Source organism: Streptomyces sp. NPDC050147, assembly GCF_040660195.1.
GTDB lineage: Bacteria > Actinomycetota > Actinomycetes > Streptomycetales > Streptomycetaceae > Streptomyces.
In genome coordinates this window covers 180019-200685 of record NZ_JBFALJ010000012.1, presented here as the reverse complement: position 1 = coordinate 200685, position 20667 = coordinate 180019, and the positions used below count along the sequence as shown (strand labels likewise).

Sequence of the window (20667 nt, the reverse complement as noted above, 5' to 3'; positions counted from 1 at the left end):
CCCGGAGCCGGAGCCCCCGGGTGTCACTTCGGAGATGATCGAGCAGGTCTTCCGCGCGCAGTACGGGCGTGCCGTGGCCGTACTGGTCCGCGTCTTCGGCGACATCGACATCGCCGAAGACGCGGTCCAGGAGGCGTTCACCACGGCGGCGCGGCGATGGCCCTCCACCGGCCTGCCGCCGAGCCCGGCGGGCTGGATCATCACCACCGCCCGCAACCGCGCCATCGACCGCCTGCGCAGGGAGGCGTCCCGCGAGGACCGGCACGCGCAGGCAGCCCTGCTGCACGTCCACGAGGGACCGGCCTGGGAGGGACCCGTGCGCGACGAACGTCTGCGTCTGATCTTCACCTGCTGCCATCCCGCGCTCGCCCCCGCGGCGCGGGTGGCCCTCACGCTGCGTCTCCTGGGTGGTCTCACCACCACGGAGATCGCCCGCGCCTTCCTGGTGCCGGAGCCGACGATGGCCCAGCGGATCGTGCGGGCCAAGGGAAAGATCCGCGACGCGCACATCCCGTACCGGGTTCCCCACGAGGCGGACCTGCCGGAACGGCTCCGCGCGGTCCTCGCCGTGGTCTACCTCGTCTTCAACGAGGGGCATACGGCCGGCGCGGGTGACACGCTCGTCCGCGACGACCTCTGCGCGGAGGCCGTCCGCCTGGGCCGGCTCCTGACCGAGCTGATGCCCGACGAGCCGGACGCACTGGGTCTGCTCGCGCTCATGCTGCTCTCCGAGTCGCGGCGGGCGGCCAGGACCACCGCGGGCGGTGAACTCGTCCTTCTCGCCGACCAGGACCGCGGCCGGTGGGACCGCGCCCTGATCGCCGAGGGCCAGGAGCTCGTCCGGCGTTGTCTGCGCCGCGGCCGGCCGGGGCCCTACCAGATCCAGGCCGCGATCAACGCCGTGCACAGCGACGCGCCGACCGCGTCCGCCACCGACTGGGGTCAGATCCTCCAGCTGTACGACCAGCTCCTGGCCGTCGCCCCGACCCCGGTGGCGGCCCTCAATCGCGCGGTGGCGGTGGCCGAGGTCAAGGGGCCCGACGAGGCGCTGGCCCTCGTCGACGACCTGGCACTCGACGGCTACCACGTCTTCCACGCCGTCCGCGCCGACCTGCTCCGCCGCCTGGGCCGCACCGACGAGGCGACCGCCGCGTACGACGCGGCCCTCGCCCACACCGAGAACGCGGCCGAGCGCACGTTCCTGCTCGCTCGCCGGCAGCAGGGCCCGACCCCTCGGCTACGCTGACGCATGCCCACGGTCCACGCCCAGGAAATCAGCACCGCCCGCCTCGTCCTCGTACCTCTCCGGGTCGAGCACGCCGACGAGATGGCCGTGGCGCTCTCCGATCCGGCCCTGCACACCTTCATCGGCGGCTCTCCCGACGATCCGCGCGCCCTGCGCGCCCGCTACCGGCGGATGACCGCCGGGTCCCCCGACCCCGCGGTCTCCTGGTGCAACTGGGTGCTGCGATCGCGCGACGAGGAGTGCCTGGTCGGGACCGTGCAGGCGACGGTGGTGCCCGCCGACGGCGACGGCGAGCCGGTCGCGGAGATCGCCTGGGTCGTGGGAACTCCCTGGCAGGGGCGGGGCATCGCCGTGGAGGCGGCCCGCGGCCTGGTCGACTGGCTGGCCGGGCTGCGGGCCGTGGGCAGCGTCGTCGCGCATGTCCACCCGGACCACCGGGCCTCGGCCGCCGTCGCCGCCGCCGCGGGCCTCTCCCGCACCGACGAGTGGCAGGACGGCGAGGTCAAGTGGCGGCGGACACTCGGGCGTTGAGCCGAGCGGCGTCGAACCGGCCGGGGCGCCGAACCCTCAGCGCCGGCCGCGGAACGTGCGGCGCAGGTCGCTCACCCAGCCGTCGGGGATCTCCCACGGGATGAAGTGACCGCCGTCCTCGTGCGCGGTGAGGTTCACGTGCCGGTACCAGTCGGCCCGGTCGCCGGTGAGCCAGCTCTGGACCCGCTGCTCGGCGGTGGTGACACCGGGCGGGTTCTCGTGGGCGACGAAGGTGATGCCGGTGGGGGCCTCGATGACCGGCTGCCGGTCGTGGGAGGGCGTCCAGGGGTAGCGGTTGGCGTTGGCGTAATAACGCACCGAGGTCCCGATGGTGTTGTTCGCCCAGAAGATCATGGCGTGGGTGAGGAGATCGTCCTTGGAGAAGACGCTCTCGATGTCGCCCCGGTTGTCGCTCCACTTGTCCCAGCGCTCCAGGATCCAGGCGAGCAGACCGACCGGTGAGTCGCTGAGACCGTAGGACAGGGTGCTCGGCCCCAGCACATGCACCGCCAGGTGGGAAGCGAACCGCCGTTCCAGGGAGAGGAGTTGGCGGTGCGCGGGCTCGGGAAGGCCCTCGGGGATCGGCTGCCCACCGCTGAGGTCCCAGCCCCGGTCCCCGTTGAACATGGTGAGCTTCTGGCCGGAACCGATGTGGATGCCGTGCAGTTCGTCCGCGTACTTGTGGCCGAGCTGACCGGTGACAAGGGCTCCGATGTCGCACCCCGCGGCGGCGTACTTCTCATGGCCGAGCGTGTCGGTCATCAAGGTGTGCCAGAGGTCGGCGACCTTCCAGAAGTTCATGTCGGGGTGGTCCGGCAGCGGCGCCGAGAAGCCGAAGCCGGGCAGCGAGGGCACGATCACGTCGAACGCGTCGGCCGGGTCGCCGCCGAACGCGGCGGGGTCGGCGAGCTGGTCGACGACCTTGGACCAGTGCCAGAAGGTCCAGGGCCAGCCGTGCGTGAGGATGAGCGGGGTGGGGGCGGGGCCGACACCGGGCCTGCGCATGAAGTGCACGGGCACGCCGTCGACCCGCACCCCGTAGTGCTCGTAGGAGTTGATCGCCGCCTCGGCCTTGCGCCAGTCGTAGTGGTCGAGCCAGTACTCGGCCAACTCCTGGAGGTAGCCGCGGCGGACGCCGTAGTACCCGTCCTCGTTGCCCACGTCGTCGGGCCACCGCGTCAGCCGCAGCCGCGCCCTGAGGTCGTCGAGCACCGCGTCGGGGACGTGGATCGGCTCGGGCGTCAACGGGAAGCGCGCTGCGGCTGCCATGAGGTTCCTTCCGAGGAAGAGGATCAGAACGGGCGGTCGCCCGCTATCGCGACGCGCTCGGCCACGCGACGGTGCGGGGCGTAGTCGTCGACGGCGTAGTGCTGGGTGGAGCGGTTGTCCCAGAAGGCGACGTCACCCGCCTGCCAGTGGAACCGCACCTGGTACTCCGGGACCTGCGCCTGCCGCACCAGATAGCTCAGCAGCCGGTCGCTCTCGGCCCGCTCCATGCCCACGATGTGCGTGGTGAAGGAGGTGTTCACGAAGAGCATCTTCCGCCCGGTCTCCGGGTGCCTGCGTACGACGGGGTGGGTGACCGGCGGGAACTGCTCCTGGAGCGGGATCAGCTTCTCGGGGCCGTAGAAACGGACGAAGCCGGGGATGAAGTCGTGCACCGCGTGGGCGTCCTCGATGCGGGCCTTCACCTCGTCGGGGAGGTTGTCGTAGGCGGCCGCCATGTCCGCCCACATCGTGTCGCCGCCGACCGGCGGCACCTCACGCAGCTGCAGGACGGCACCGAGCGCGGGACGCTCGCGGAACGTGACGTCGGCGTGCCAGACGTTCTCGTACGTGGGTGTGGCGCTGCCGCCCTTGTCGAACCGCACGACATCCTCGGCCGAGCCGCGCGCCAGCAGCGGATTGGTCTCCAACTCGCCCCAGTTGAGGGCGAAGGCACGCTGCTGCTCGGAGGTGATACCGGCGCCCCGGAAGAAGAGCACCTTCCACTCCAGGAGGGCACGGTTGAGCTCGTCGCGCAGGGCGGGGGTGAGCGGCTGCGCGAGGTCGACGCCGCGGATCTCGGCGCCGATGAGGCGACCCTGGGGGACGACGTCGATCAGTTCGTACGGGCGCTCTTCCCAGCCCTCGGGGACGCGGCGCAGGGTGCGGCGGCCTTCGTACATGCCGTCGGCGGGGACGCGGGCGTCACGGAGCGTGGGACCGGACGAGGCGGCGGAGACGGGAGAGACGGCAGGGGAAATCACAGCCATGGTGATCCTTCAGTTGTGAGTGAACGGGTGGCGTCACGGAGTCGGAACTCCGGACGGCTGGAGACGAATCCCCGGGCAGCTAGCGACCCGATCGCTCGCACCCACGGCGCCACGGGACCTGGAAGGTCCTCACGGCGGCGGTCAGGTGCTGGATCATGCACGCCATTGTGTATGGCTATGCCTTGCGGAGCAAACCGCCGTACTCGTAGATCCCCTTGCTCTGCTCGGTGGCTCCCAGATAGGGGGTCAGGTCCTCGTGGACCGGGGCCAGCGGGGGCTGGTCGGCGTCGGGGCGCCAGTCGACCAGGTTCACCAGGCCGGGCTCGACCGGCTCGAGACCGTCCAGGAAGGCGTCGAGCTCGGCCGGGGTGCGGGTCTGCCAGGGGACGCCGCCACCGGAGATGTGCGCGCTCATCGCGGCGCCGCGGACCGGGTCGTCGGCGACGACCTGCGAGAGGCCGAGGTAACTGCCGGGCGCCGCCCGGTCGATGATCGTACGCAGCACGCGGCGGGGGCCGTCGGCGTCGGTGAGGTGGTGCACCACCGACAGGAAGAGCACCGCGACCGGTTCGTCGAAGTCGATGAGCCGGACGACGTCGGGGTGGCCGAGGATCGCGTCCTGGTCACGCATGTCGCCCTGGACGACGGTGGTGGTGGAGTCGTCGGCGAGCAGCGCCCTGCCGTGCGCGAGGACGATCGGGTCGACGTCCACGTAGACGACGCGGGTGTCCTGTGCGAAGCGCCGGGCGACCTGGTGGACGTTGTCGTCGGTCGGCAGACCGCAGCCCATGTCGATGAACTGGCGGATGCCCGCCTGGGTCAGATGCCGCACGGCGCGGAACAGGAACTCGCGGTTCTGCCGGGCGATGTCGAGGCACTCGGGGAAGTCGGGCAGCGTCCGCAGCAGGAAGTCCCGGTCGACCGCGTAGTTGTCCTTGCCGCCGAGCATCCAGCCGTAGGCACGTGCCGATGTCGGCACGTCGAAGGGTATGGACACCGACTCGGCCTGGTCGTCTGCCGCCACAGCGCGTTCCCCACCTCTCCCAGAGGGACATGTGTTTCTGCTCCGTCACGCCGACACTATCCCGTGCCTCACGACCGGGTGAACCCGGGCCGGAAGGCCAACGGGCCTGACCCTGGAGGCGGTTGGGAAACACGGGCAGGACGGGTGGCATGACATCGGACACCCGGCCGCCCGCGAGGCGGCCGGATGACGCATGATCGGAGGTGCGCGAGTCACGTACCACCTGATACGTACCACCTGATACGTACCACCAGAGAGGACCTCCCCATGGAAGACCGCTTCGACGTCGTCGTGCTCGGAGCAGGACCCGGCGGCTATGTGGCCGCCATCCGCGCCGCCCAGCTGGGCAAGCGGGTAGCGGTCGTCGAGGAGAAGTACTGGGGAGGTGTCTGCCTCAACGTCGGCTGCATCCCGACCAAGGCGCTGCTGCGCAACGCCGAGCTGGCCCATCTGTTCACGCACGAGCAGAAGACGTACGGCATCAAGGTCGACGGCAGCGTGTCCTTCGACTACGGCGAGGCGTTCAACCGCAGCCGCACGGTCGCGGACGGCCGCGTCAAGGGCGTCCACTTCCTGATGAAGAAGAACAAGATCACCGAGTTCGACGGCCGGGGCACGTTCCTCGACGCGAACACGCTCCAGGTCGCCAAGTCGGACGGCTCCACGGACACGATCACGTTCGAGAACTGCATCATCGCGACGGGCGCGACGCCGAAGCTGCTGCCCGGCACGCGGCGCTCCGAGCGCGTCGTGACGTACGAGGAGCAGATCCTCGCCGACTCGGTGCCGGAGTCCATCGTGATCGCGGGCGCGGGCGCCATCGGCATCGAGTTCGCCTACGTCCTGCACAACTACGGCGTGCAGGTCACCATCGTCGAGTTCCTCGACCGCATCGCGCCGCTCGAGGACGCGGACGTCTCGACGGAGCTCGCCAAGCAGTACCGCAAGCTCGGCATCGACGTGAAGACCTCGACCCGCGTCGAGTCGATCGACGAGTCGGGACCGAAGGTCAAGGTCACCGTGACGGGCAAGGACGGCGCGCAGGAGGTCCTGGAGGCGGACAAGGTCCTGCAGGCCATCGGCTTCGCACCGAACGTCACCGGCTTCGGTCTTGAGGCGACGGGCGTGGCGCTGACCGAGCGCGGCGCCATCGACATCGACGGGCGCGGGCGGACGAACGTGCCGCACATCTACGCCATCGGTGACGTCACCGCGAAGCTGATGCTCGCGCACACCGCCGAGTCCATGGGTGTCGTGGCCGCCGAGACCCTCGCCGGCGCCGAGACGATGGAACTCGACTACCCGATGATCCCGCGCGCCACCTACTCCCAGCCGCAGATCGCCAGCTTCGGCTGGACCGAGGCGCAGGCCAAGGAGAAGGGCTTCGACGTCAAGGTCGCCAAGTTCCCGTTCATGGCCAACGGCAAGGCGCACGGCCTCGGCGACACCGTCGGCTTCGTCAAGATCATCAGTGATGCTCGGTACGGCGAGATCATCGGCGCCCACCTGATCGGCCCGGACGTCACCGAGCTCCTTCCCGAGCTGACGCTGGCCCAGCAGTGGGACCTGACCGTGCACGAGGTCTCCCGCAACGTGCACGCGCACCCGACGCTCGGCGAGGCGGTCAAGGAAGCGGTGCACGGCCTGGCCGGGCACATGATCAACTTCTGACGGAGCGGGGGCTTCGGGGGGGGGCGCCCCGTCCTTGCGCCGAACGGTTCAAGTGGCGGGGCCGCCCGGTCCGGAAGATCCTTGGTCAGAACGCGCCGTCACGCCTCGGGGGCGAGGGAGAGGCAGCAGCCGATGTTTTCTGGCCTGGGCCGATTCGTGGTCCGTCGCCCGTGGTGGATCATCCTGGCATGGGTCGTGGTGGCCGGTGCCGTGATTTCCCTGGCGCCGAAACTCACCTCGAGCAGCGACGAGGCGAGCTTCCTGCCGGACCATTACGAGTCCATCCGCGCAGCCGACGTGCAGGAAGCGGAGTTCCCCAAACAGCAGAACGTCGGCGCCATCATCGTCTTCCAGCGCTCCGACGGCAAGAAGCTGACGGCCGCCGACTCCGCGGACATCACCCGCGTCTCCAAGGATCTGCAGGCCAAGAAGATCCCCCAGGTGCAGGCGGTCGTGCCCGGCACGGTCTCGCCCAACAAGCTCGTGCAGACGTCGGTCGTCGCGATGCCGAAGATCACCGACCCCGAGGACACCGCACAGCAGGACGCGGTCGAGGAGCTGCGCTCCGACCTCAAGCCCGAGCTGAAGGGCACGGACCTCTCGGCCGGGATCACGGGCTCCGCCGCCCAGGCGCTCGACGAGAGTGACGCCTCCGAGCGGGCCGGGCTGCTCGTCGGGGTCGGCACCGTCCTGATCATCGTCGTGCTGCTCCTGGTGATCTTCCGGAGCCCGATCATCGCGCTGCTTCCGGTGGTCCTGATCGGCCTCATCTCTCCGATGGCGACCGGCCTGATCGCCTCCGCGAACAAGGCCTTCGACATGAAGGCCGACTCGTCCATCCAGGAGCTCCTGACCGTCGTCCTGTTCGGCGTCGGCACGGACTACATCCTGTTCCTGCTCTTCCGCTACCGAGAGGCCCTGCGCGCGGGCGAGGATCCCAAGGGCGGCATGGTGCATGCCGTCGAGCGGGTCGGCGAGGCGATCACCTCGGCGGCGGGCGCCGTCATCGTCGCGTTCGCCGCCCTGACGCTCTCCTCGCTCGGCATGCTGCGCTCCATGGGCCCCGCCCTGGCCATCGCGGTCTTCGTGACGCTGCTCGCCGGGCTCACGCTGGTCCCCGCCGTCGTCTCGCTGCTCGGCACGAAGGTGTTCTGGCCCTCGAAGTCGTGGCAGCGGGAGCCGCAGGGCACCGGCTTCGCGCGGCTCGGCGCCGCCATCGCCCGCAAGCCCGCCGTCTGGGCCCTGGTGTCGGCGCTGTTCATGGGCGCGCTCACGCTGGGCGCCCTCGGCTACCGGGCCAACTTCGACCTGGCGGGCTCCTCGCTGCCCAAGGAGAAGGAGTCGATGGTCGCCCTGAAGAACCTCCAGAAGGGCTTCCCCGCGGGCACCACCGACCCGACCTTCGTCTACCTCACCTCGACGGACGAAGGGCCGCTCCCCGAAGCGCGGACGGCCGCCTTCCAAGGGCGGCTGGACGGGGTCGAAGGCGTGGGCGAGGTCTCCCCCGCCCGCCTGAGCGAGGACGGCACAACAGCGTCGTTCTCCGTGGTGCTCTCGGATCCACCCGCCTCCGACAAGGCCCTGGAGACCGTCAAGGACCGCCTGCGCCCTGTCGCCCACGACGAGGCCCCGGCCGGTACCGAAGCACTCGTCGGCGGGACGACCGCGGTGTACGTCGACATCAACAAGGCCGTGGACCGCGACTATTCGGTCGTCTTCCCGGTGGCCGCCCTCGCCATCATGGTCATCCTCGGCCTGCTGCTGCGGAGCCTGGTGGCTCCCTGGTACCTGATGCTGTCGGTGGCGCTCGGTTTCGGCGCGACCCTGGGCGCCACGTCGCTGCTCTTCCAGCAGATCGGCAGCCAGCCCGGGCTGATGTTCATGCTGCCCGTGATCATGTACTTGTTCGTGGTCGCCCTCGGCACGGACTACAACATCCTGATGGTCTCGCGGCTGCGCGAGGAGGCCCGCGAGGGCCGCACCCCGCACGGTGCCGCGGGCACGGCGGTGCGCCACTCGGGCCCGACGATCGGCTCGGCGGGCGTGATCCTGGCGGGCACGTTCGCGACGCTGATGCTCGCGGGCAACTCGACGCTCTCCCAGATGGGTTTCTCGCTGTCCTTCGGCATCCTCATCGCCGCCTTCGTCATGGCGATGATCTTCACGCCCGCGCTGACGGCGCTGATCGGCCACAAGGCGTGGTGGCCGGGCCACGGGGACGAGAAGCCCGGCGGGCGCGGCCCCCGGCGTGACGGCGGCGGAGGGCCGGAGCGGGGCGACACGTCGGACGCCGACGGGCCGCCCTACGCCTCCTCGCCGTAAGCCGCCGAGAGCGCCTGGGCGTCCGCGTACGAGGGCAGGCCCTCTGGCACGGCGCCGCCCCGAGTGATCGCACGCGCCGCCTCGACGGCTCCGTGCAGCGCGGCGCGGAAGAGCAGCGAGCCGCTGCTCACCCGGCGCACCCCGAGCTCCGCGAGGCGCGAATAGGTCAGACAGCCGGGCGCGAAGAGGATGTTCAACGGCATGTCGGTCGCCCCCGCGACCAACCCCGCGATGACCTTCTCGTCCTGCAGGCCGGGGACGAACAGGCCGTCGGCGCCCGCCAGTCGGTAGTCGGCGGCCCGCCGCCCGGTCTCGGCCGCTCCCCCGGCGCGCAGCCAGTACGTGTCCGTGCGCGCGTTGACGAACAGGTCGGGGGCCGCTTCCTTGACGGCGCGGATCAGCTCGCACTGCACAGCTGAGTCGGCCAGCGTCCCGTCCGGGCGGCCGTCCTCGATGTTGACGCCCACGACACCCGCCCCGGCGAGTTCCGCCGCGAGCGCCGCCACCTCCCCGGGCCGGTCGCTGAAACCGCCCTCGATGTCCACGGTGACCAGCGCGGGCAGCCTTGCCAGGCCGCGGGCCAGGCGCAGGGTCTCCTCCCGTGTGCCGCCGGTGGCGTCCGCCTTGCCCGCGGCGGCCGCCACACCGAGGCTGGTGGTGCCGATCGCCGGAAAGCCGCCGTGGGCCAGGGCCGCGGCGGAGGCGTGGTCCCAGGCGTTGGGCAGCAACAGGGGCTCGCCGGTGCGGTGCAGGGCGCGGAACTGCTCGGCTCGCTGTGCGTACGTCATGCCCCGGACCGTAGCCGCGCGTCGGTTCGGCGACCACCGAAACGTCGTGGTGGGCGGGGGCCGGGCGCACCCTCTCGGCACGTCACAGAAATTGTCCCGGCGTAATGTCGAGAACGAGTGGTCGGCCCCGACGTCCCCTGTGAGAGTTGCCCACACGGGGTGACCACCGCACAGTCGAGGAGAAACGTCATGAAGTACCTGGTGATGGTGCAGGGCACGCAGGCGGACTACGAGGCGCAGAGTGGCAAGGGCAACGCGACCAGCCCGGCGTGGAGCGAGAAGGACCTGCAGGCGATGTTCGCCTTCATGGGCGCGCTGAACGACGATCTGGCCGAGTCCGGCGAGATGGTCGACGGGCAGGGCCTGGCCGAGCCGTCGCAGACCCGCCTGGTCGACGTGGACAAGGAGGGCCGCCCGGTCATCACGGACGGTCCCTACGGCGAGACGAAGGAAGTCCTCGCCGGTTACTGGGTCCTCGACTGCGAGAGCCTGGACCGCGTCACCGAGATCGCCAACCGCATCCAGCAGTGCCCCGTCCCGGCGGGCGCACCGCTCTACCCCGTGGTGATCCGCCCCATCATGGGTGGCCCCGACGGCGCGTGCTGAACAGCACAGCCGAGGCCGAGGACCTGCTGCGCCTGCACGCGCCGCAGGTCCTCGGCGCGCTCGTGCGCCGGTACGGTCACTTCGGCGAGGCCGAGGACGCCGTGCAGGAAGCTCTCATCGCCGCGGCGCGGCAGTGGCCCGAACAGGGCGTTCCCGAGAACCCGCGCGGCTGGCTGATCCGGGTCGCGTCGCGGCGTCTCATGGATCAGCTGCGCAGTGACGAGGCGCGGCGCAGGCGCGAGGAGGAGGCTGCCCAGTTGTCGCCCCGGGACGCCTTCACGGCGCCCCCGCCCGGCGAGAGCCGCGCGCCGTCCGACGACGACACCCTGACCCTGCTGTTCCTGTGCTGCCGGCCTGAGCTGAGCCCGGCCGCGCAGGTCGCCCTCACGCTGCGCGCGGTCGGCGGACTGACCACGGCCGAGATCGCCCGCGCGCACCTCGTGCCCGAGGCGACGATGGCGCAGCGCATCAGCAGGGCGAAGGCGAAGGTCAAGGGCGTGCCGTTCCGGCAGCCGGGCCCTGAGGACCGTGATCAACGGCTCTCGGTGGTGCTCCAGGTGCTCTACCTCATCTTCAACGAGGGGTACACGGCGACCTCCGGCAGCGCCCTGCACCGCTCGGATCTGGCGCGGGAGGCGATCCGGCTCACCCGGTCCGTGCGCACGCTGCTGCCCGACGAGGGCGCGGTGACCGGTCTGCTCGCGCTGATGCTGCTGACCGAGGCCCGCAGCGCGGCCCGTACAGGTCCGCACGGGGAGCTCATCCCGCTCGACGAGCAGGACCGCTCACGCTGGGACCGGCGCGCGATCGAGGAGGGCTCCGCTCTGGTCGAGAAGGCCCTGTCCCAAGGCCCCGCGGGCGTCTACCAGTTGCAGGCGGCGATCGCCGCGCTGCACGACGAGGCCGCGCGCGCCGACGACACCGACTGGCCGCAGATCCTCGCCCTCTACGACCTCCTCGTACGCCGTGCTCCCGAACCCATGGCCGAACTCAGCCGGGCCGTGGCCTTCGCCATGGTGCACGGGCCCCGCGCCGGACTCGCCGAAGTGGCGGCGCTCGAAGAACGGCTGGCGGGGCATCACCGGCTCGATGCCGTGCGCGCCCACCTCCTGGAGCGGGCGGGCGAGACGGAAGCGGCCCGCGCCGCCTACCAGTTGGCGGCCAAGCGTACGCTGAGCGTTCCCGAGACGCGTTACCTGCAGATGCGTGCGGCCCGCCTGCTGTCGACATGATTACGGAGCCCGAGATGATCAGTGTCCCGGCGGGTCAGGTGACGCTGTCGGACCGGCGGACGCGACGCAGTTGGCCGGTCGAGGTGGCGGCCCACGAACTCGCGCCGTTCCCCGTCACCCAGGAGCAGTACGCGCGGGTCACCGGCGAGCGGCCGAGCGCCGCGCGCGGCGACCGGCTGCCCGTGGAGGGCGTCTCCTGGCTGGACGCGGTCCGGTTCTGCAACGCGCTGTCCCTGCGGGAGGGTCTTGCCCCCGCCTACCGTCTGCGCGCCGACGACGCCGAGGAACCGGCGGACATCGAGTGGGAGGCGACCTCCCACGGATACCGGCTGCCGACCGAGGCGGAGTGGGAACACGCGTGCCGGGCGGGTACGGCCGGTGCGCGGTACGGGCCGCTCGACGCGATCGCCTGGTACGGCGGCAACGGCTCCGGACGGATCCACGACGTGGGCGGCAAGCAGGCCAACACGTGGGGCCTGCACGACATGCTCGGCAACGTGTGGGAGTGGTGCTGGGACCTCTACGACCCCGAGGTGTACGGCGCCTATCGGGTGCTCCGCGGCGGTGGCTGGTTCGACGAGCACTGGAGCTGCCGGGCCTCGGTGCGGCGACGCAGCCACCCGACGTTCCGCATCGACGACGTGGGATTCCGCGTCGCGCGTTCCCTTCCTCGCTGACGCCCCGGGTACCCCTCGACACCGCTCGTCACGTAACGCAGCTCACAGCTTCAGGGCCCCCACCTGGGAACACCGACCTTTGGTTCACCGTTGAACAGTGCGTAGGTCCCGATCGCGATTCCCCCGTCCGGTCGGGGCCTACATCTCTTTCCGACCGTTCATGTCCACTCGGGTCCGTTTCACGCCTTCGAGCGCGAATATGCCAACCGCACCGCGCGACGCACCCTCGGACGGCATCATGCGTTCATGGACGGTGCCAAGCCTGTGCAGGTCTTGTTCACACCCGACGAGTACGAAGCGGTCCTGCGGAACGCGGACCAGCTCGGCCTCCCGGTCGATGAGTTCATACGCCGGGCCGTGACCGTAGACGCCACGCCCCCCTGCCCCACGGCCGGGGCCCGGCGCGGCTCCGACGCCCCGGCGACCGTGCCGCCCATCCGCCGAAGCCTGGGCCCGGGCGGCGCGCCCGCGCTCCAGCGCTTCCTCGACACCCTCGCGACCACGGTGGAGCCCGACACCGACGGGCGGGTCCCACCGCGGCCGGCGGTCCGCAGCTGCTCGGGGCAGTGACCGGCGGTGCGACCCGGGCCTGTTCACCCGCGCTTTCCTTCCGCCGCCGCCGAGGCGTCGTGGAAGGCCGCGCCGAGCAACGCCGCCGCCTCGTCTCGGGCGTGATCGATCGCGTCCGGGAAGATGCCCAGGCCGTGCGCGACCAAGGCGCCCTCGTGCAGCAGCATGAGCGTGCGGCCGAGCCGCGCCGCCCGCCGGGGCGCGAGGTCGCGGGCGAGGCCGGTGAACAGGGCGAGCATCCAGGCCTTCTGGCCGGTGATGAGCCGATACGCGGGGTGCGCGGGGTCACTGATCTCGGCGTGCGCGTTGACCATGCTGCAGCCCTTGACGCTGAACGCGTCGGCCCAGTCGCGTGAGGCGTCGAAGACGGCCAGGATCCTGGCCCGCGGGGTGGTCGCGGCCTCGACGTACGGCGCGAGGAAGGCCTGCCAGCGCTCGTCGCGAGCCGCCAGATACTCGACGACGATCTGCTCCTTGGAGCCGAACCGGTCGTAGAGCGTCTTCTTGGTGACCCCGGCCTCGGCGGCGATGAGGTCCACTCCGACGGCGTGGATCCCGCGGTCGTAGAAGAGCGCGCTCGCAGCGTCAAGGGCGCGCCGCGCGGCCGGCGTCATGACGATCCTGCGCGGTGCCCCTGCGGTTCCTGCGGCGTCCTTCACGATCTCACTCAGCAGCTCGGCCATGACTCCATAGTAAACCGATCTGTATACTCGAGGCGAGTAGACAGATCGGTATACCTCACTCGGAGGAACGGCATGAACGTCCTGCTCTCGATCGCGTTCGTACTGACCTGGAGCTCGGGTTTCATCGGGGCCAAGCTGGGCGCCGGGAGCGCGTCCGCGGTGACGGTCCTGATGTGGCGGTTCCTGCCGCTGGCCCTCGTGCTCGCGGTCGTCGCCCTCACGATGGCGCGGGCGTCCTGGCGCGGCTTCACGGCACGTGACGCGATACGACAGGCGGCGGTCGGCACGCTGTCGCAGAGCGGCTATCTGCTCACCGTGTACTACGCGATCCAGCTAGGCGTCTCCAGCGGCACCACCGCCCTGATCGACGGGACCCAGCCCCTGGTGGCGGGCGCCCTGGCAGGACCGCTGCTCGGCCAGTACGTCTCGCGCACGCAGTGGGTGGGCCTCGGGCTCGGCGTGAGCGGGGTCGTCATCGTGACCGCGGCGGATGCCACGGGCGGCACCGATGCCCCCTGGTGGGCCTATCTGGTGCCGTTCCTCGGGATGTTCTCGCTGGTCGCGGCGACCTTCCTGGACCGCCGCTCCCCCCGTCCGGTCGCCCCGGCGGTCTCGATGACGGTTCACTGCGTGACCAGCGCCGTCATCTTCACGGTGCTCGCCGTGGGCGCGGGCGCCGCAGCGCCGCCGGCGGAGGCGTCGTTCTGGATGGCGATCAGCTGGCTGGTGACGCTCTCCACCTTCGGCGGGTACGGGCTCTACTGGTTGATCCTGCGGCGCTCCGGGGTCACGCAGGTCAACACGCTCATGTTCCTGATGGCGCCGGTGACCGCCGTGTGGGGCGCCTTGATGTTCGGCGAACCCTTCGGCGCGCAGACGGCGTTGGGCCTCGCGGTCGGGCTCGCGGCGGTCGCCGTCGTGCACCGGGGAAAGAGCTCGGCGGTGACGGTGGCGTGCTCGCGGCGGGACACGTCCGCGACCGCGCGGCGTCAGTCCGCGAGCCGGAAGTCCGCGTAGTCGAAGCCGGGCGCGACGACGCAACTCACCAGGACGGGTTCGTCACCGGTGGGGCGCGCCGCCTGCCACACGCCGCCCGGCACCAGGATCTGCGGGCGCTCACCGCGCTCGACGCCCGGCCCGAGGCGCATGGGTGCCGCACCCTCCTTGGGGAGCGCGCCGTCACCTCCTACGCGCAGGTCGAGAGGGCCGCCGCGGTGCCACAGCCAGACCTCGTCGGAGCGCACCACGTGCCAGCGGGACTCCTCCCCCGGGCAGAGCAGGAAGTAGATGGCGGTGGCCGCCGTCCGCGTGCCGGGGTAGCCGGTGGGCGTGAAGGAATGGTCCGACGCCCAGGTCTCGACGAACCAGCCGCCTTCGGGGTGCGGCTCCATGCCCAGCTCGCGCGCCAGGGCGGGGCGTTCGCTCGCGTCGTTCATGCGTGTTCTCCGTTTCGGAAGTCGGCGGGGTCGTGGGGGGTGCCCCTCATGGGGGCGTGAGGAAAGCCTGCACGGTGGGTGCGTACCGCTCGGTGATTTCGGCCACGGGTGCGCCACGCAGGTGTGGCCCGCGGGCTATCCCGTACATCACGCCGAGACCGAGCAGCGTGCCCACCGCCAGCTCGGCGCGTACGCCCGCGTCCGGCCCTTCGAGGCGTTCCCTGAGCCGGTCCACCACCTGCGTACGGAAGTTGGCGCGCAGAGTGTCGCCCTGTTCGCGGTGGAGCGGGGCGAAGACGATCCGCAGGATGGGGTCGGCGCCGTGCTCGGCCTGGCTGGTCAGCAAGTGGTGGACCATGTGGCGGCCCAGTACCGCAAGGGGCGCGTTCAGCAGGGCCTCGGTGTCGGCCTCGAAGGACATGATGCGGGCGAAGAGCGCGTCCTTGTTGCCGAAGTACTTCAGGACCAGGGGCGCGCTCACCCCGGCCCGTTCGGCCACCGCCTTGAGCGTGATGTCGGCGTGGGCGTGCCGGGCCAGGAGGTGTCGGGCGGCGAGGATGATGGCGGCCTTCGTCGCCTCGGCGTCGCGGCGGGCGGATGTTCCCGTGGCGTCAGTGGCGTTCATGGCGTCGGGTGCTTCCTTCAGGGCGACGCATATGCCTGTGCTATCTGCGGAAGATATCGGGGCGAACTTCATGATCACTCCAGCGTGGGCACGGAAGTCCGGAGAAGTGAAGAAAGACGGAAGGTAGTGAATGGAAATTCACCATAGCGGGTGAATGGGCTTTCACCACCGCTGAGTTCGGACACGAGATCAGGCCACCTGCGACTCGGACGCAAGAGCCAAGAGCCGCCAACTGCCTTGCGAGCACTGGGCTTCACCGCTGCCGACGGTATGGAGTCAGCCATAATGCCGACCATGAAGAGATTGCGCATTGGTCTGGTCGGCACGGGCCCCTGGGCCTCGTCCACGCACGCGCCCGCGCTCGCCGCGCACCCGGAGGTGGAGTTCTCCGGCGTGTGGGGACGGCGGCCCGAGGCGGCGACCGCGCTGGCAGCGGCGCACGCGGCCACGGCGTACGCGGAGGTGGACGACCTGTTCGCCGCGAGCGACGCCGTGGCGTTCGCCGTGCCGCCGGACGTGCAGGCACCCCTGGCCACGCGGGCCGCGGCGGCGGGCTGTCATCTGCTCCTGGACAAGCCGGTGGCGACGACGGTGACCGCGGCACGGGACCTCACGGCGGCGGCCGAGACGGCAGGGGTGGCGTCCGTCGTCTTCTTCACGCTGCGCTTCGACGGGGCGACGGCGGCCTGGGTGACGGAGCAGGCCGCGACGGACGGCTGGTTCACGGGCCGCGCCGACTGGTACGGCTCGTTCTACGCGGCGGACGGGACCAGCCCTTTCTCCTCGCCCTGGCGGGCGCGGCGGGGCGGCCTGTGGGACGTCGGCCCGCACGCCCTCTCGATTCTGATGCCGGTGCTCGGCGATGTCACCGACGTGACGGCGGCGGCGGGACAGGCGGACCTGGTCCATCTGATCCTGCGCCACAGCGGCGGGGCGTCGAGCACGGCGACGCTGAGTCTGACCGCGCCGGCGAAGGCCGCGGGGGTGACGGTGGAGCTGCGTGGCGAGGCGGGGACGGCGCTGATGCCGTCGGGGGGTGGGGCAGTTGACGCGTTCCGCTCCGCGGTCGACGCGCTCCTCGATGCGGCGCGTTCCGGCCGGTCTCACGCCTGCGACGTGCGGTTCGGCCTGCGCGTGACGGAGATCCTGGCCCGGGCCGAGGAGTAGCTCCCCACCAGGTGAACCGCCCCGGAACGACCGCGGGCGGCCGGTACCGTGGCCGCTACGTAATGGCGAGTGACGGCACCGGCCGCAGCCAGTGAACCCAGGAACCGGTCCGGGAAGTCATGCGTCGTACGTCCCGGGTGCGACGTTTCCGACCACACACATCGGAATACGAACAACCGATCCATACTCTTCCCGCAGCGACCCAATGGGCCTAGGGGGTACCCGAAGCCGAGGAATTTCAGCCAATTTCGAGCTCCTCGGCGAAGGTGCCCCACACTTGTGTCCGCGTGCCCACCGCCGATGGAACTCGCAGGTCGGTGGTCCCGCTCCATCCATGGTGCAGCATCGACTGATCGTTTTTCTTCGGGCAATCTTTACTACCAAAGCTGGTGGGAATATTTAGACTGCTGATGCTCAACTCGGCGTGCATCAAGAGGGATTACCCACCATGAACAAGACGGCGCTGCGCGCTCTGCTCCGCGAACGACGCGCCCTCATAGCCCCCGAATCGCACGGCTTCAGCCGCCCCACGGGCCAGGGGCGACGCGCCCGTGGTCTCTCGCAGCACCAGGTGGACCAGTTGCTGCACCGCGCCATCGGGACGTACCACCGCCTGGAGTCGGGCAGCTATCCCAATCCTCCTGCCTCGCTGTTGCGAGACGTCGCCCTGCTGTTCGGTCTCAACGAGCAGGAGTGGGTGTCGCTCTGCCGGTTCGCGCTGCTGCAGGAGCCGCCGGGGCCGCTCCACCAGTCGTCGGGCAAGGAGGTGCCCGGTGTATGGCAGGACGCGGTCAACGGGATCAGCCACATGGCGTACGTCACCGACGCGTCGTGGGACATGCTCGCGTACAACGAGCCCCTGGCGGGCATGTTCCCCGACGGGAACGTGCCGGCCAACACGATGCGCTGGATGGTGCTCGACGCCCACGGGCGTGAGGCCCTGATGGACTGGCACACGTCCTGGGCCCCCATGGTCCTGCCACAGTTGCGTGCCGCGCTCGCGTCCCGGCCCCACGACGAGGTCCTGCGGCAGATAGAGAAGGAAGTACTCGCGGACCCCGAGACCGCCGATCTCTACAACGAGGGCGTCTCCTACCCCCACCCCGACGGTGACGAGCGACCCCTGATGCACCCGCGGCTCGGTCCAGGATGGGCGAGCATGTGCACGGCTCAGCCCCTGACCGCTCCCGGTGCGCGCCTGATGATCCTCGTGTTCCGGCCCGGCCAGCGACGCTCCCACTCTCGCGCTCCCATGCTGAGAGCCCGCTGACGGTACCTCAACGGTCTCTGTGCTCCATGGGGTTGCAGGGGAACGGGTCCAGCAGGGTGAAGTACTTTAAGCGACACCCCCACATCCCCAACCTCCGTGGGAGTCGCCCTCATGCCCGCCTATGTTTCCAGACCGCGAACCGTTGTCGGTGATCACAAGATCACCACCGCTGAGATAGCCGACGACATACGCACCCACCACCCTGGTCATCCACGGCTCGGCGCGTTCCTCCGTGTCATCGGCAACTGCGGTGTTCACACCCGCTACTTCACACGCCCGCTGGACTCCCCCACCATCACCGGCGACGCCGACGTCGGTGACCGTGCCCGCGCCGCCTTCGGAGACGCACTGGCCATGGCCGAGCGAGCCGCGCTCGCGGCCCTCGGGACGGCTGGTCTCGCGGCCGGCGACATCGACGCGATCGTCACCACACACACCACCGGCTGGGCCGTCCCCAACCTCGACATGCACCTCATCGCGCGGCTCGGCCTGCGCCCCACGGTGCGTCGTATCGCGCTGACCACCCTGGCCTGCCCGGGCGGCGCCCAGTCCCTGATGCGCGCAGCCGACCTCGTCGCCGCGCGGCCCGGCAGCAAGGTCCTCGTCGTGGGAGCGGAGGTCATCTCCAGCGTCTACCACCACGGCGACACCGGCATCGAATCGATGATCTACAAGGCCCTGTTCGGTGACTCCGCTGCCGCGACCGTCGTCTCCGATGTGCCGCTGGGCCCTGGCATCGCGATCGACGACTCCTTCGAGTACGTCCTGCCGGACAGCCTCGACCGGCAGCGCGGCCGGATCTCCCCGTACGGCTTCCACTTCGACTCCACGAAGAAGGCCCTGACCGCCGCGGACGACGTCCTGCCCCAGCTCATGGAGTGGGTCGGCCCGCGGAACATGGACTTCGCCGTCATCCACCCAGGAAGCCCCCGCATCATCTCCGACACCACCACCGCCCTCGGCCTCACCCCCCACGACTCCCGTCACTCCACCGACACCCTCGCCGACGAGGGCAACCTCGGCGGCGTCAGTGTCCTGCGGGTCCTTGAGCGCACCCACGCCGCTCCCCCCGCCGACGGCGCCCGCGGCATCGTCGTCGCCTTCGGCCCCGGCTTCGCCACCGCCGCGTTGCGCTGTCACTGGCAGGCCTGATCAATTCGGTTGCCGTTCCCCCTGCGCCCTGCTGAAGTGCCCGCATGGACCAAGCAGCGGTACTGGCGACGTACGACCGGCAGATGCGGCGCGACGCGCAGACGGACAGCCCCGGCGCACGGGTCGAACGCGCCGGGGCCGTCGTCCGGCAGATCGGCGCGGCGCACGACTGGAACGGCGTCCACTGGGCGGACGTCGACGTGGCCACGGCGGACGACGTCATCGCCGAGCAGGTGCGGTACTTCACGTCTCTCGGGCGCGAGTTCGAGTGGAAGCTGCACTCCCACGACCTCCCCACCGACCTCGCCGACCGGCTGCTGGCGGCCGGTTTCGTTCCCGAGCCGCCGGAGACCGTGCTGGTGGCCGAGGTCGCCGAGCTGCCCACGGAGCCCGCACTGCCCGAGGGGGTACGCCTGCTCCCGGTCACGGACGCGGCGGGCGTACAGCTCATGACTCAGGCCCACGACGTCGCCTTCGGCGAGAACTCCTCGGATCTCGGCGAGCGTCTAGCCAAGCGGGTCCTCACCCAGCTGACCGAGACTCCGGATGCCGTCGTCGCGGTCGTCGCGATGGCCGGCGACGTGCCGGTGAGCTCGGCCCGGATGGAGTTCTGCCCGGGCACGGACTTCGCCGGCCTCTGGGGCGGCGGCACCGACCCGCGGTGGCGGGGCAAGGGCATCTACCGCGCCCTCGTCGCGTACCGCACCCGCGTCGCCGCCGAACGCGGCTGCCGCTACCTCCAGGTGGACGCCTCGGACGACAGCCGCCCGATCCTCCAACGCCTGGGTTTCGTGCCGCTGAGCGTGACCACGCCGTACGTGTACAAGCCGTAGAGCCGTCCGCATTCCGAGCCGCTCAGAGCAGCTTCGCGATCGCCTGAGCCGTGTCCGTCTCGCCGAGCCTCGGGAAGATCTTCTCGATGCTGTTGCGGTGCGCGTCGGCGTCCATGTCGGTCACCGCGTCGACGGCCACCGTCACGTGGTAGCCGTGCTCGTGTGCCGCGCGGGCCGTCGACTCGACGCCGATGCTCGTCGCGATGCCGGCGACCACTACCTGGGTGACGCCGCGGCGGCGCAGCTGGAGGTCGAGGTCGGTGCCGTAGAAGGCGCCCCACTGCCGCTTGGTGACGACGATGTCGCTTTCCTGGCGGCCGAGTTCGGGGACCAGGTCGGCCCAGTCCGCGGGCGTCTCGCCGCCGCCGACGGGGCCTTCGGTGCGGCCGGGAGCGCTGCCGGTGACCCGGACCAGGACGACGGGCAGGCCGCGCTCGCGGAAGGCGGCGGCCAGGCGGGCGGAGCGCTCGACGATCTCCGCGGAGGGGTGGGCGGTGGGCAGGGCTGTGATGCCCTTCTGGAGGTCGACGAGGACCAGGGCCGTCGTGGGGTCGAGGGTGGTGGCAGTCATGGTGCGGG

The 20667-nt window shown here is 70.7% G+C and carries 22 protein-coding genes; 13 read left to right on the top strand and 9 right to left on the bottom strand.

Features of this window, described 5'->3' with window-relative positions; all coding sequences use genetic code 11:
* Nucleotides 1-34 precede the first annotated feature (34 nt).
* Nucleotides 35-1246, top strand: a complete 1212-nt coding sequence (locus tag AB0I94_RS20475; RefSeq protein ID WP_363311035.1) for a sigma-70 family RNA polymerase sigma factor — start codon at nt 35-37, stop codon at nt 1244-1246.
* A gap of 3 nt (nt 1247-1249) precedes the next feature.
* Nucleotides 1250-1777, top strand: a complete 528-nt coding sequence (locus AB0I94_RS20470) for a GNAT family N-acetyltransferase (RefSeq protein WP_363310990.1) — start codon at nt 1250-1252, stop codon at nt 1775-1777.
* Nucleotides 1778-1813: 36 nt separating this feature from the next.
* Here AB0I94_RS20470 and AB0I94_RS20465 read toward each other — a convergent pair whose 3' ends face one another.
* The 3 genes from AB0I94_RS20465 to AB0I94_RS20455 form a co-directional block, all read right to left on the bottom strand.
* Nucleotides 1814-3046 carry an epoxide hydrolase gene (locus AB0I94_RS20465; RefSeq protein WP_363310989.1) on the bottom strand — a complete coding sequence of 411 codons (1233 nt, stop codon included), beginning with the start codon at nt 3044-3046 and terminating at the stop codon, nt 1814-1816.
* Nucleotides 3047-3069: 23 nt separating this feature from the next.
* On the bottom strand, nt 3070-4032 hold the full coding sequence (locus AB0I94_RS20460) for a TauD/TfdA family dioxygenase (protein ID WP_363310988.1): 963 nt from the start codon (nt 4030-4032) through the stop codon (nt 3070-3072).
* A gap of 175 nt (nt 4033-4207) precedes the next feature.
* Entirely contained in the window at nt 4208-5056 is an 849-nt protein-coding gene (locus AB0I94_RS20455; RefSeq protein ID WP_363310987.1) for an SAM-dependent methyltransferase, read from the bottom strand.
* Between the two features lie 267 nt (nt 5057-5323).
* Here AB0I94_RS20455 and lpdA point away from each other — a divergent pair, with 267 nt between their 5' ends.
* Nucleotides 5324-6727 (top strand): dihydrolipoyl dehydrogenase, encoded by a 1404-nt coding sequence (gene lpdA / locus AB0I94_RS20450; protein ID WP_363310986.1) that lies wholly within the window; start codon nt 5324-5326, stop codon nt 6725-6727.
* Between the two features lie 132 nt (nt 6728-6859).
* Nucleotides 6860-9049: an MMPL family transporter gene (locus tag AB0I94_RS20445; RefSeq protein WP_363310985.1), complete on the top strand. Its 2190-nt coding sequence runs from the start codon at nt 6860-6862 to the stop codon at nt 9047-9049.
* Here AB0I94_RS20445 and AB0I94_RS20440 read toward each other — a convergent pair.
* Complete coding sequence (locus AB0I94_RS20440; protein ID WP_363310984.1) at nt 9031-9837, bottom strand: isocitrate lyase/phosphoenolpyruvate mutase family protein; 807 nt, start codon at nt 9835-9837, stop codon at nt 9031-9033. The genes AB0I94_RS20445 and AB0I94_RS20440 overlap by 19 nt on opposite strands.
* 189 nt (nt 9838-10026) lie before the next feature.
* On the opposite strand from AB0I94_RS20440, the gene AB0I94_RS20435 reads away from it, so the two are divergent.
* From AB0I94_RS20435 to AB0I94_RS20420, 4 genes are all read left to right on the top strand, one after another.
* Nucleotides 10027-10443, top strand: a complete 417-nt coding sequence (locus AB0I94_RS20435; RefSeq protein ID WP_363310983.1) for a YciI family protein — start codon at nt 10027-10029, stop codon at nt 10441-10443.
* Nucleotides 10437-11675 (top strand): sigma-70 family RNA polymerase sigma factor, encoded by a 1239-nt coding sequence (locus AB0I94_RS20430; protein WP_363310982.1) that lies wholly within the window; start codon nt 10437-10439, stop codon nt 11673-11675. The genes AB0I94_RS20435 and AB0I94_RS20430 overlap by 7 nt, the downstream gene beginning before the upstream one ends.
* A gap of 14 nt (nt 11676-11689) precedes the next feature.
* Nucleotides 11690-12352 carry an SUMF1/EgtB/PvdO family nonheme iron enzyme gene (locus tag AB0I94_RS20425; RefSeq protein WP_363310981.1) on the top strand — a complete coding sequence of 221 codons (663 nt, stop codon included), beginning with the start codon at nt 11690-11692 and terminating at the stop codon, nt 12350-12352.
* A gap of 246 nt (nt 12353-12598) precedes the next feature.
* Nucleotides 12599-12922 carry a hypothetical protein gene (locus AB0I94_RS20420; RefSeq protein WP_363310979.1) on the top strand — a complete coding sequence of 108 codons (324 nt, stop codon included), beginning with the start codon at nt 12599-12601 and terminating at the stop codon, nt 12920-12922.
* A 23-nt stretch (nt 12923-12945) separates the two neighbouring features.
* On the opposite strand, the gene AB0I94_RS20415 is transcribed toward AB0I94_RS20420, so the two are convergent.
* Nucleotides 12946-13536 carry a helix-turn-helix domain-containing protein gene (locus AB0I94_RS20415; protein WP_363311034.1) on the bottom strand — a complete coding sequence of 197 codons (591 nt, stop codon included), beginning with the start codon at nt 13534-13536 and terminating at the stop codon, nt 12946-12948.
* Nucleotides 13537-13677: 141 nt separating this feature from the next.
* On the opposite strand from AB0I94_RS20415, the gene AB0I94_RS20410 reads away from it, so the two are divergent.
* Nucleotides 13678-14622, top strand: coding sequence for a DMT family transporter (locus AB0I94_RS20410; protein WP_363310978.1), 945 nt, complete (start codon nt 13678-13680; stop codon nt 14620-14622).
* On the opposite strand, the gene AB0I94_RS20405 is transcribed toward AB0I94_RS20410, so the two are convergent.
* Nucleotides 14595-15041, bottom strand: coding sequence for a cupin domain-containing protein (locus tag AB0I94_RS20405; protein ID WP_363310977.1), 447 nt, complete (start codon nt 15039-15041; stop codon nt 14595-14597). The two genes, AB0I94_RS20410 and AB0I94_RS20405, sit on opposite strands and share 28 nt — an antisense overlap.
* A 46-nt stretch (nt 15042-15087) precedes the next feature.
* On the bottom strand, nt 15088-15666 hold the full coding sequence (locus AB0I94_RS20400) for a TetR family transcriptional regulator (RefSeq protein WP_363310976.1): 579 nt from the start codon (nt 15664-15666) through the stop codon (nt 15088-15090).
* A gap of 294 nt (nt 15667-15960) precedes the next feature.
* Between AB0I94_RS20400 and AB0I94_RS20395 the strand changes: the two genes are divergently transcribed.
* Entirely contained in the window at nt 15961-16833 is an 873-nt protein-coding gene (locus AB0I94_RS20395; protein WP_363310975.1) for a Gfo/Idh/MocA family oxidoreductase, read from the top strand.
* A 238-nt stretch (nt 16834-17071) separates the two neighbouring features.
* Here the strand turns inward: AB0I94_RS20395 and AB0I94_RS20390 are convergent, their stop codons facing one another.
* Complete coding sequence (locus tag AB0I94_RS20390) at nt 17072-17263, bottom strand: hypothetical protein (protein WP_363310974.1); 192 nt, start codon at nt 17261-17263, stop codon at nt 17072-17074.
* An 18-nt stretch (nt 17264-17281) separates the two neighbouring features.
* Between AB0I94_RS20390 and AB0I94_RS20385 the strand changes: the two genes are divergently transcribed.
* The 3 genes from AB0I94_RS20385 to AB0I94_RS20375 all read left to right on the top strand — a co-directional run bounded on the left by AB0I94_RS20385 (nt 17282) and on the right by AB0I94_RS20375 (nt 20088).
* Nucleotides 17282-18103, top strand: a complete 822-nt coding sequence (locus tag AB0I94_RS20385; protein ID WP_363310973.1) for a helix-turn-helix domain-containing protein — start codon at nt 17282-17284, stop codon at nt 18101-18103.
* 111 nt (nt 18104-18214) lie between these two features.
* Nucleotides 18215-19255, top strand: a complete 1041-nt coding sequence (locus tag AB0I94_RS20380; protein WP_363310972.1) for a PhlD — start codon at nt 18215-18217, stop codon at nt 19253-19255.
* Between the two features lie 44 nt (nt 19256-19299).
* Nucleotides 19300-20088 carry a GNAT family N-acetyltransferase gene (locus tag AB0I94_RS20375; RefSeq protein ID WP_363310971.1) on the top strand — a complete coding sequence of 263 codons (789 nt, stop codon included), beginning with the start codon at nt 19300-19302 and terminating at the stop codon, nt 20086-20088.
* 22 nt (nt 20089-20110) lie between these two features.
* Here AB0I94_RS20375 and AB0I94_RS20370 read toward each other — a convergent pair whose 3' ends face one another.
* Nucleotides 20111-20659, bottom strand: a complete 549-nt coding sequence (locus AB0I94_RS20370) for an isochorismatase family protein (protein ID WP_363310970.1) — start codon at nt 20657-20659, stop codon at nt 20111-20113.
* Between the last annotated feature and the right edge of the window lie 8 nt (nt 20660-20667).

Excerpts from the sequence above, each read along its gene's own strand:
- AB0I94_RS20390 (WP_363310974.1), bottom strand. The coding sequence starts at position 17,263 with ATGCACGCCGAGTTGAGCATCAGCAGTCTAAATATTCCCACCAGCTTT.
- AB0I94_RS20380 (WP_363310972.1), top strand. The coding sequence starts at position 18,215 with ATGCCCGCCTATGTTTCCAGACCGCGAACCGTTGTCGGTGATCACAAG.
- AB0I94_RS20440 (WP_363310984.1), bottom strand. The coding sequence starts at position 9,837 with ATGACGTACGCACAGCGAGCCGAGCAGTTCCGCGCCCTGCACCGCACC.
- AB0I94_RS20475 (WP_363311035.1), top strand. The coding sequence starts at position 35 with ATGATCGAGCAGGTCTTCCGCGCGCAGTACGGGCGTGCCGTGGCCGTA.
- AB0I94_RS20410 (WP_363310978.1), top strand. The coding sequence starts at position 13,678 with ATGAACGTCCTGCTCTCGATCGCGTTCGTACTGACCTGGAGCTCGGGT.
- AB0I94_RS20420 (WP_363310979.1), top strand. The coding sequence starts at position 12,599 with ATGGACGGTGCCAAGCCTGTGCAGGTCTTGTTCACACCCGACGAGTAC.
- AB0I94_RS20470 (WP_363310990.1), top strand. The coding sequence starts at position 1,250 with ATGCCCACGGTCCACGCCCAGGAAATCAGCACCGCCCGCCTCGTCCTC.
- AB0I94_RS20400 (WP_363310976.1), bottom strand. The coding sequence starts at position 15,666 with ATGAACGCCACTGACGCCACGGGAACATCCGCCCGCCGCGACGCCGAG.
- AB0I94_RS20425 (WP_363310981.1), top strand. The coding sequence starts at position 11,690 with ATGATCAGTGTCCCGGCGGGTCAGGTGACGCTGTCGGACCGGCGGACG.
- AB0I94_RS20405 (WP_363310977.1), bottom strand. The coding sequence starts at position 15,041 with ATGAACGACGCGAGCGAACGCCCCGCCCTGGCGCGCGAGCTGGGCATG.
- AB0I94_RS20445 (WP_363310985.1), top strand. The coding sequence starts at position 6,860 with ATGTTTTCTGGCCTGGGCCGATTCGTGGTCCGTCGCCCGTGGTGGATC.
- AB0I94_RS20395 (WP_363310975.1), top strand. The coding sequence starts at position 15,961 with ATGAAGAGATTGCGCATTGGTCTGGTCGGCACGGGCCCCTGGGCCTCG.
- AB0I94_RS20385 (WP_363310973.1), top strand. The coding sequence starts at position 17,282 with ATGAACAAGACGGCGCTGCGCGCTCTGCTCCGCGAACGACGCGCCCTC.
- AB0I94_RS20370 (WP_363310970.1), bottom strand. The coding sequence starts at position 20,659 with ATGACTGCCACCACCCTCGACCCCACGACGGCCCTGGTCCTCGTCGAC.
- AB0I94_RS20460 (WP_363310988.1), bottom strand. The coding sequence starts at position 4,032 with ATGGCTGTGATTTCCCCTGCCGTCTCTCCCGTCTCCGCCGCCTCGTCC.
- AB0I94_RS20465 (WP_363310989.1), bottom strand. The coding sequence starts at position 3,046 with ATGGCAGCCGCAGCGCGCTTCCCGTTGACGCCCGAGCCGATCCACGTC.
- AB0I94_RS20375 (WP_363310971.1), top strand. The coding sequence starts at position 19,300 with ATGGACCAAGCAGCGGTACTGGCGACGTACGACCGGCAGATGCGGCGC.
- AB0I94_RS20415 (WP_363311034.1), bottom strand. The coding sequence starts at position 13,536 with ATGACGCCGGCCGCGCGGCGCGCCCTTGACGCTGCGAGCGCGCTCTTC.
- lpdA (WP_363310986.1), top strand. The coding sequence starts at position 5,324 with ATGGAAGACCGCTTCGACGTCGTCGTGCTCGGAGCAGGACCCGGCGGC.
- AB0I94_RS20435 (WP_363310983.1), top strand. The coding sequence starts at position 10,027 with ATGAAGTACCTGGTGATGGTGCAGGGCACGCAGGCGGACTACGAGGCG.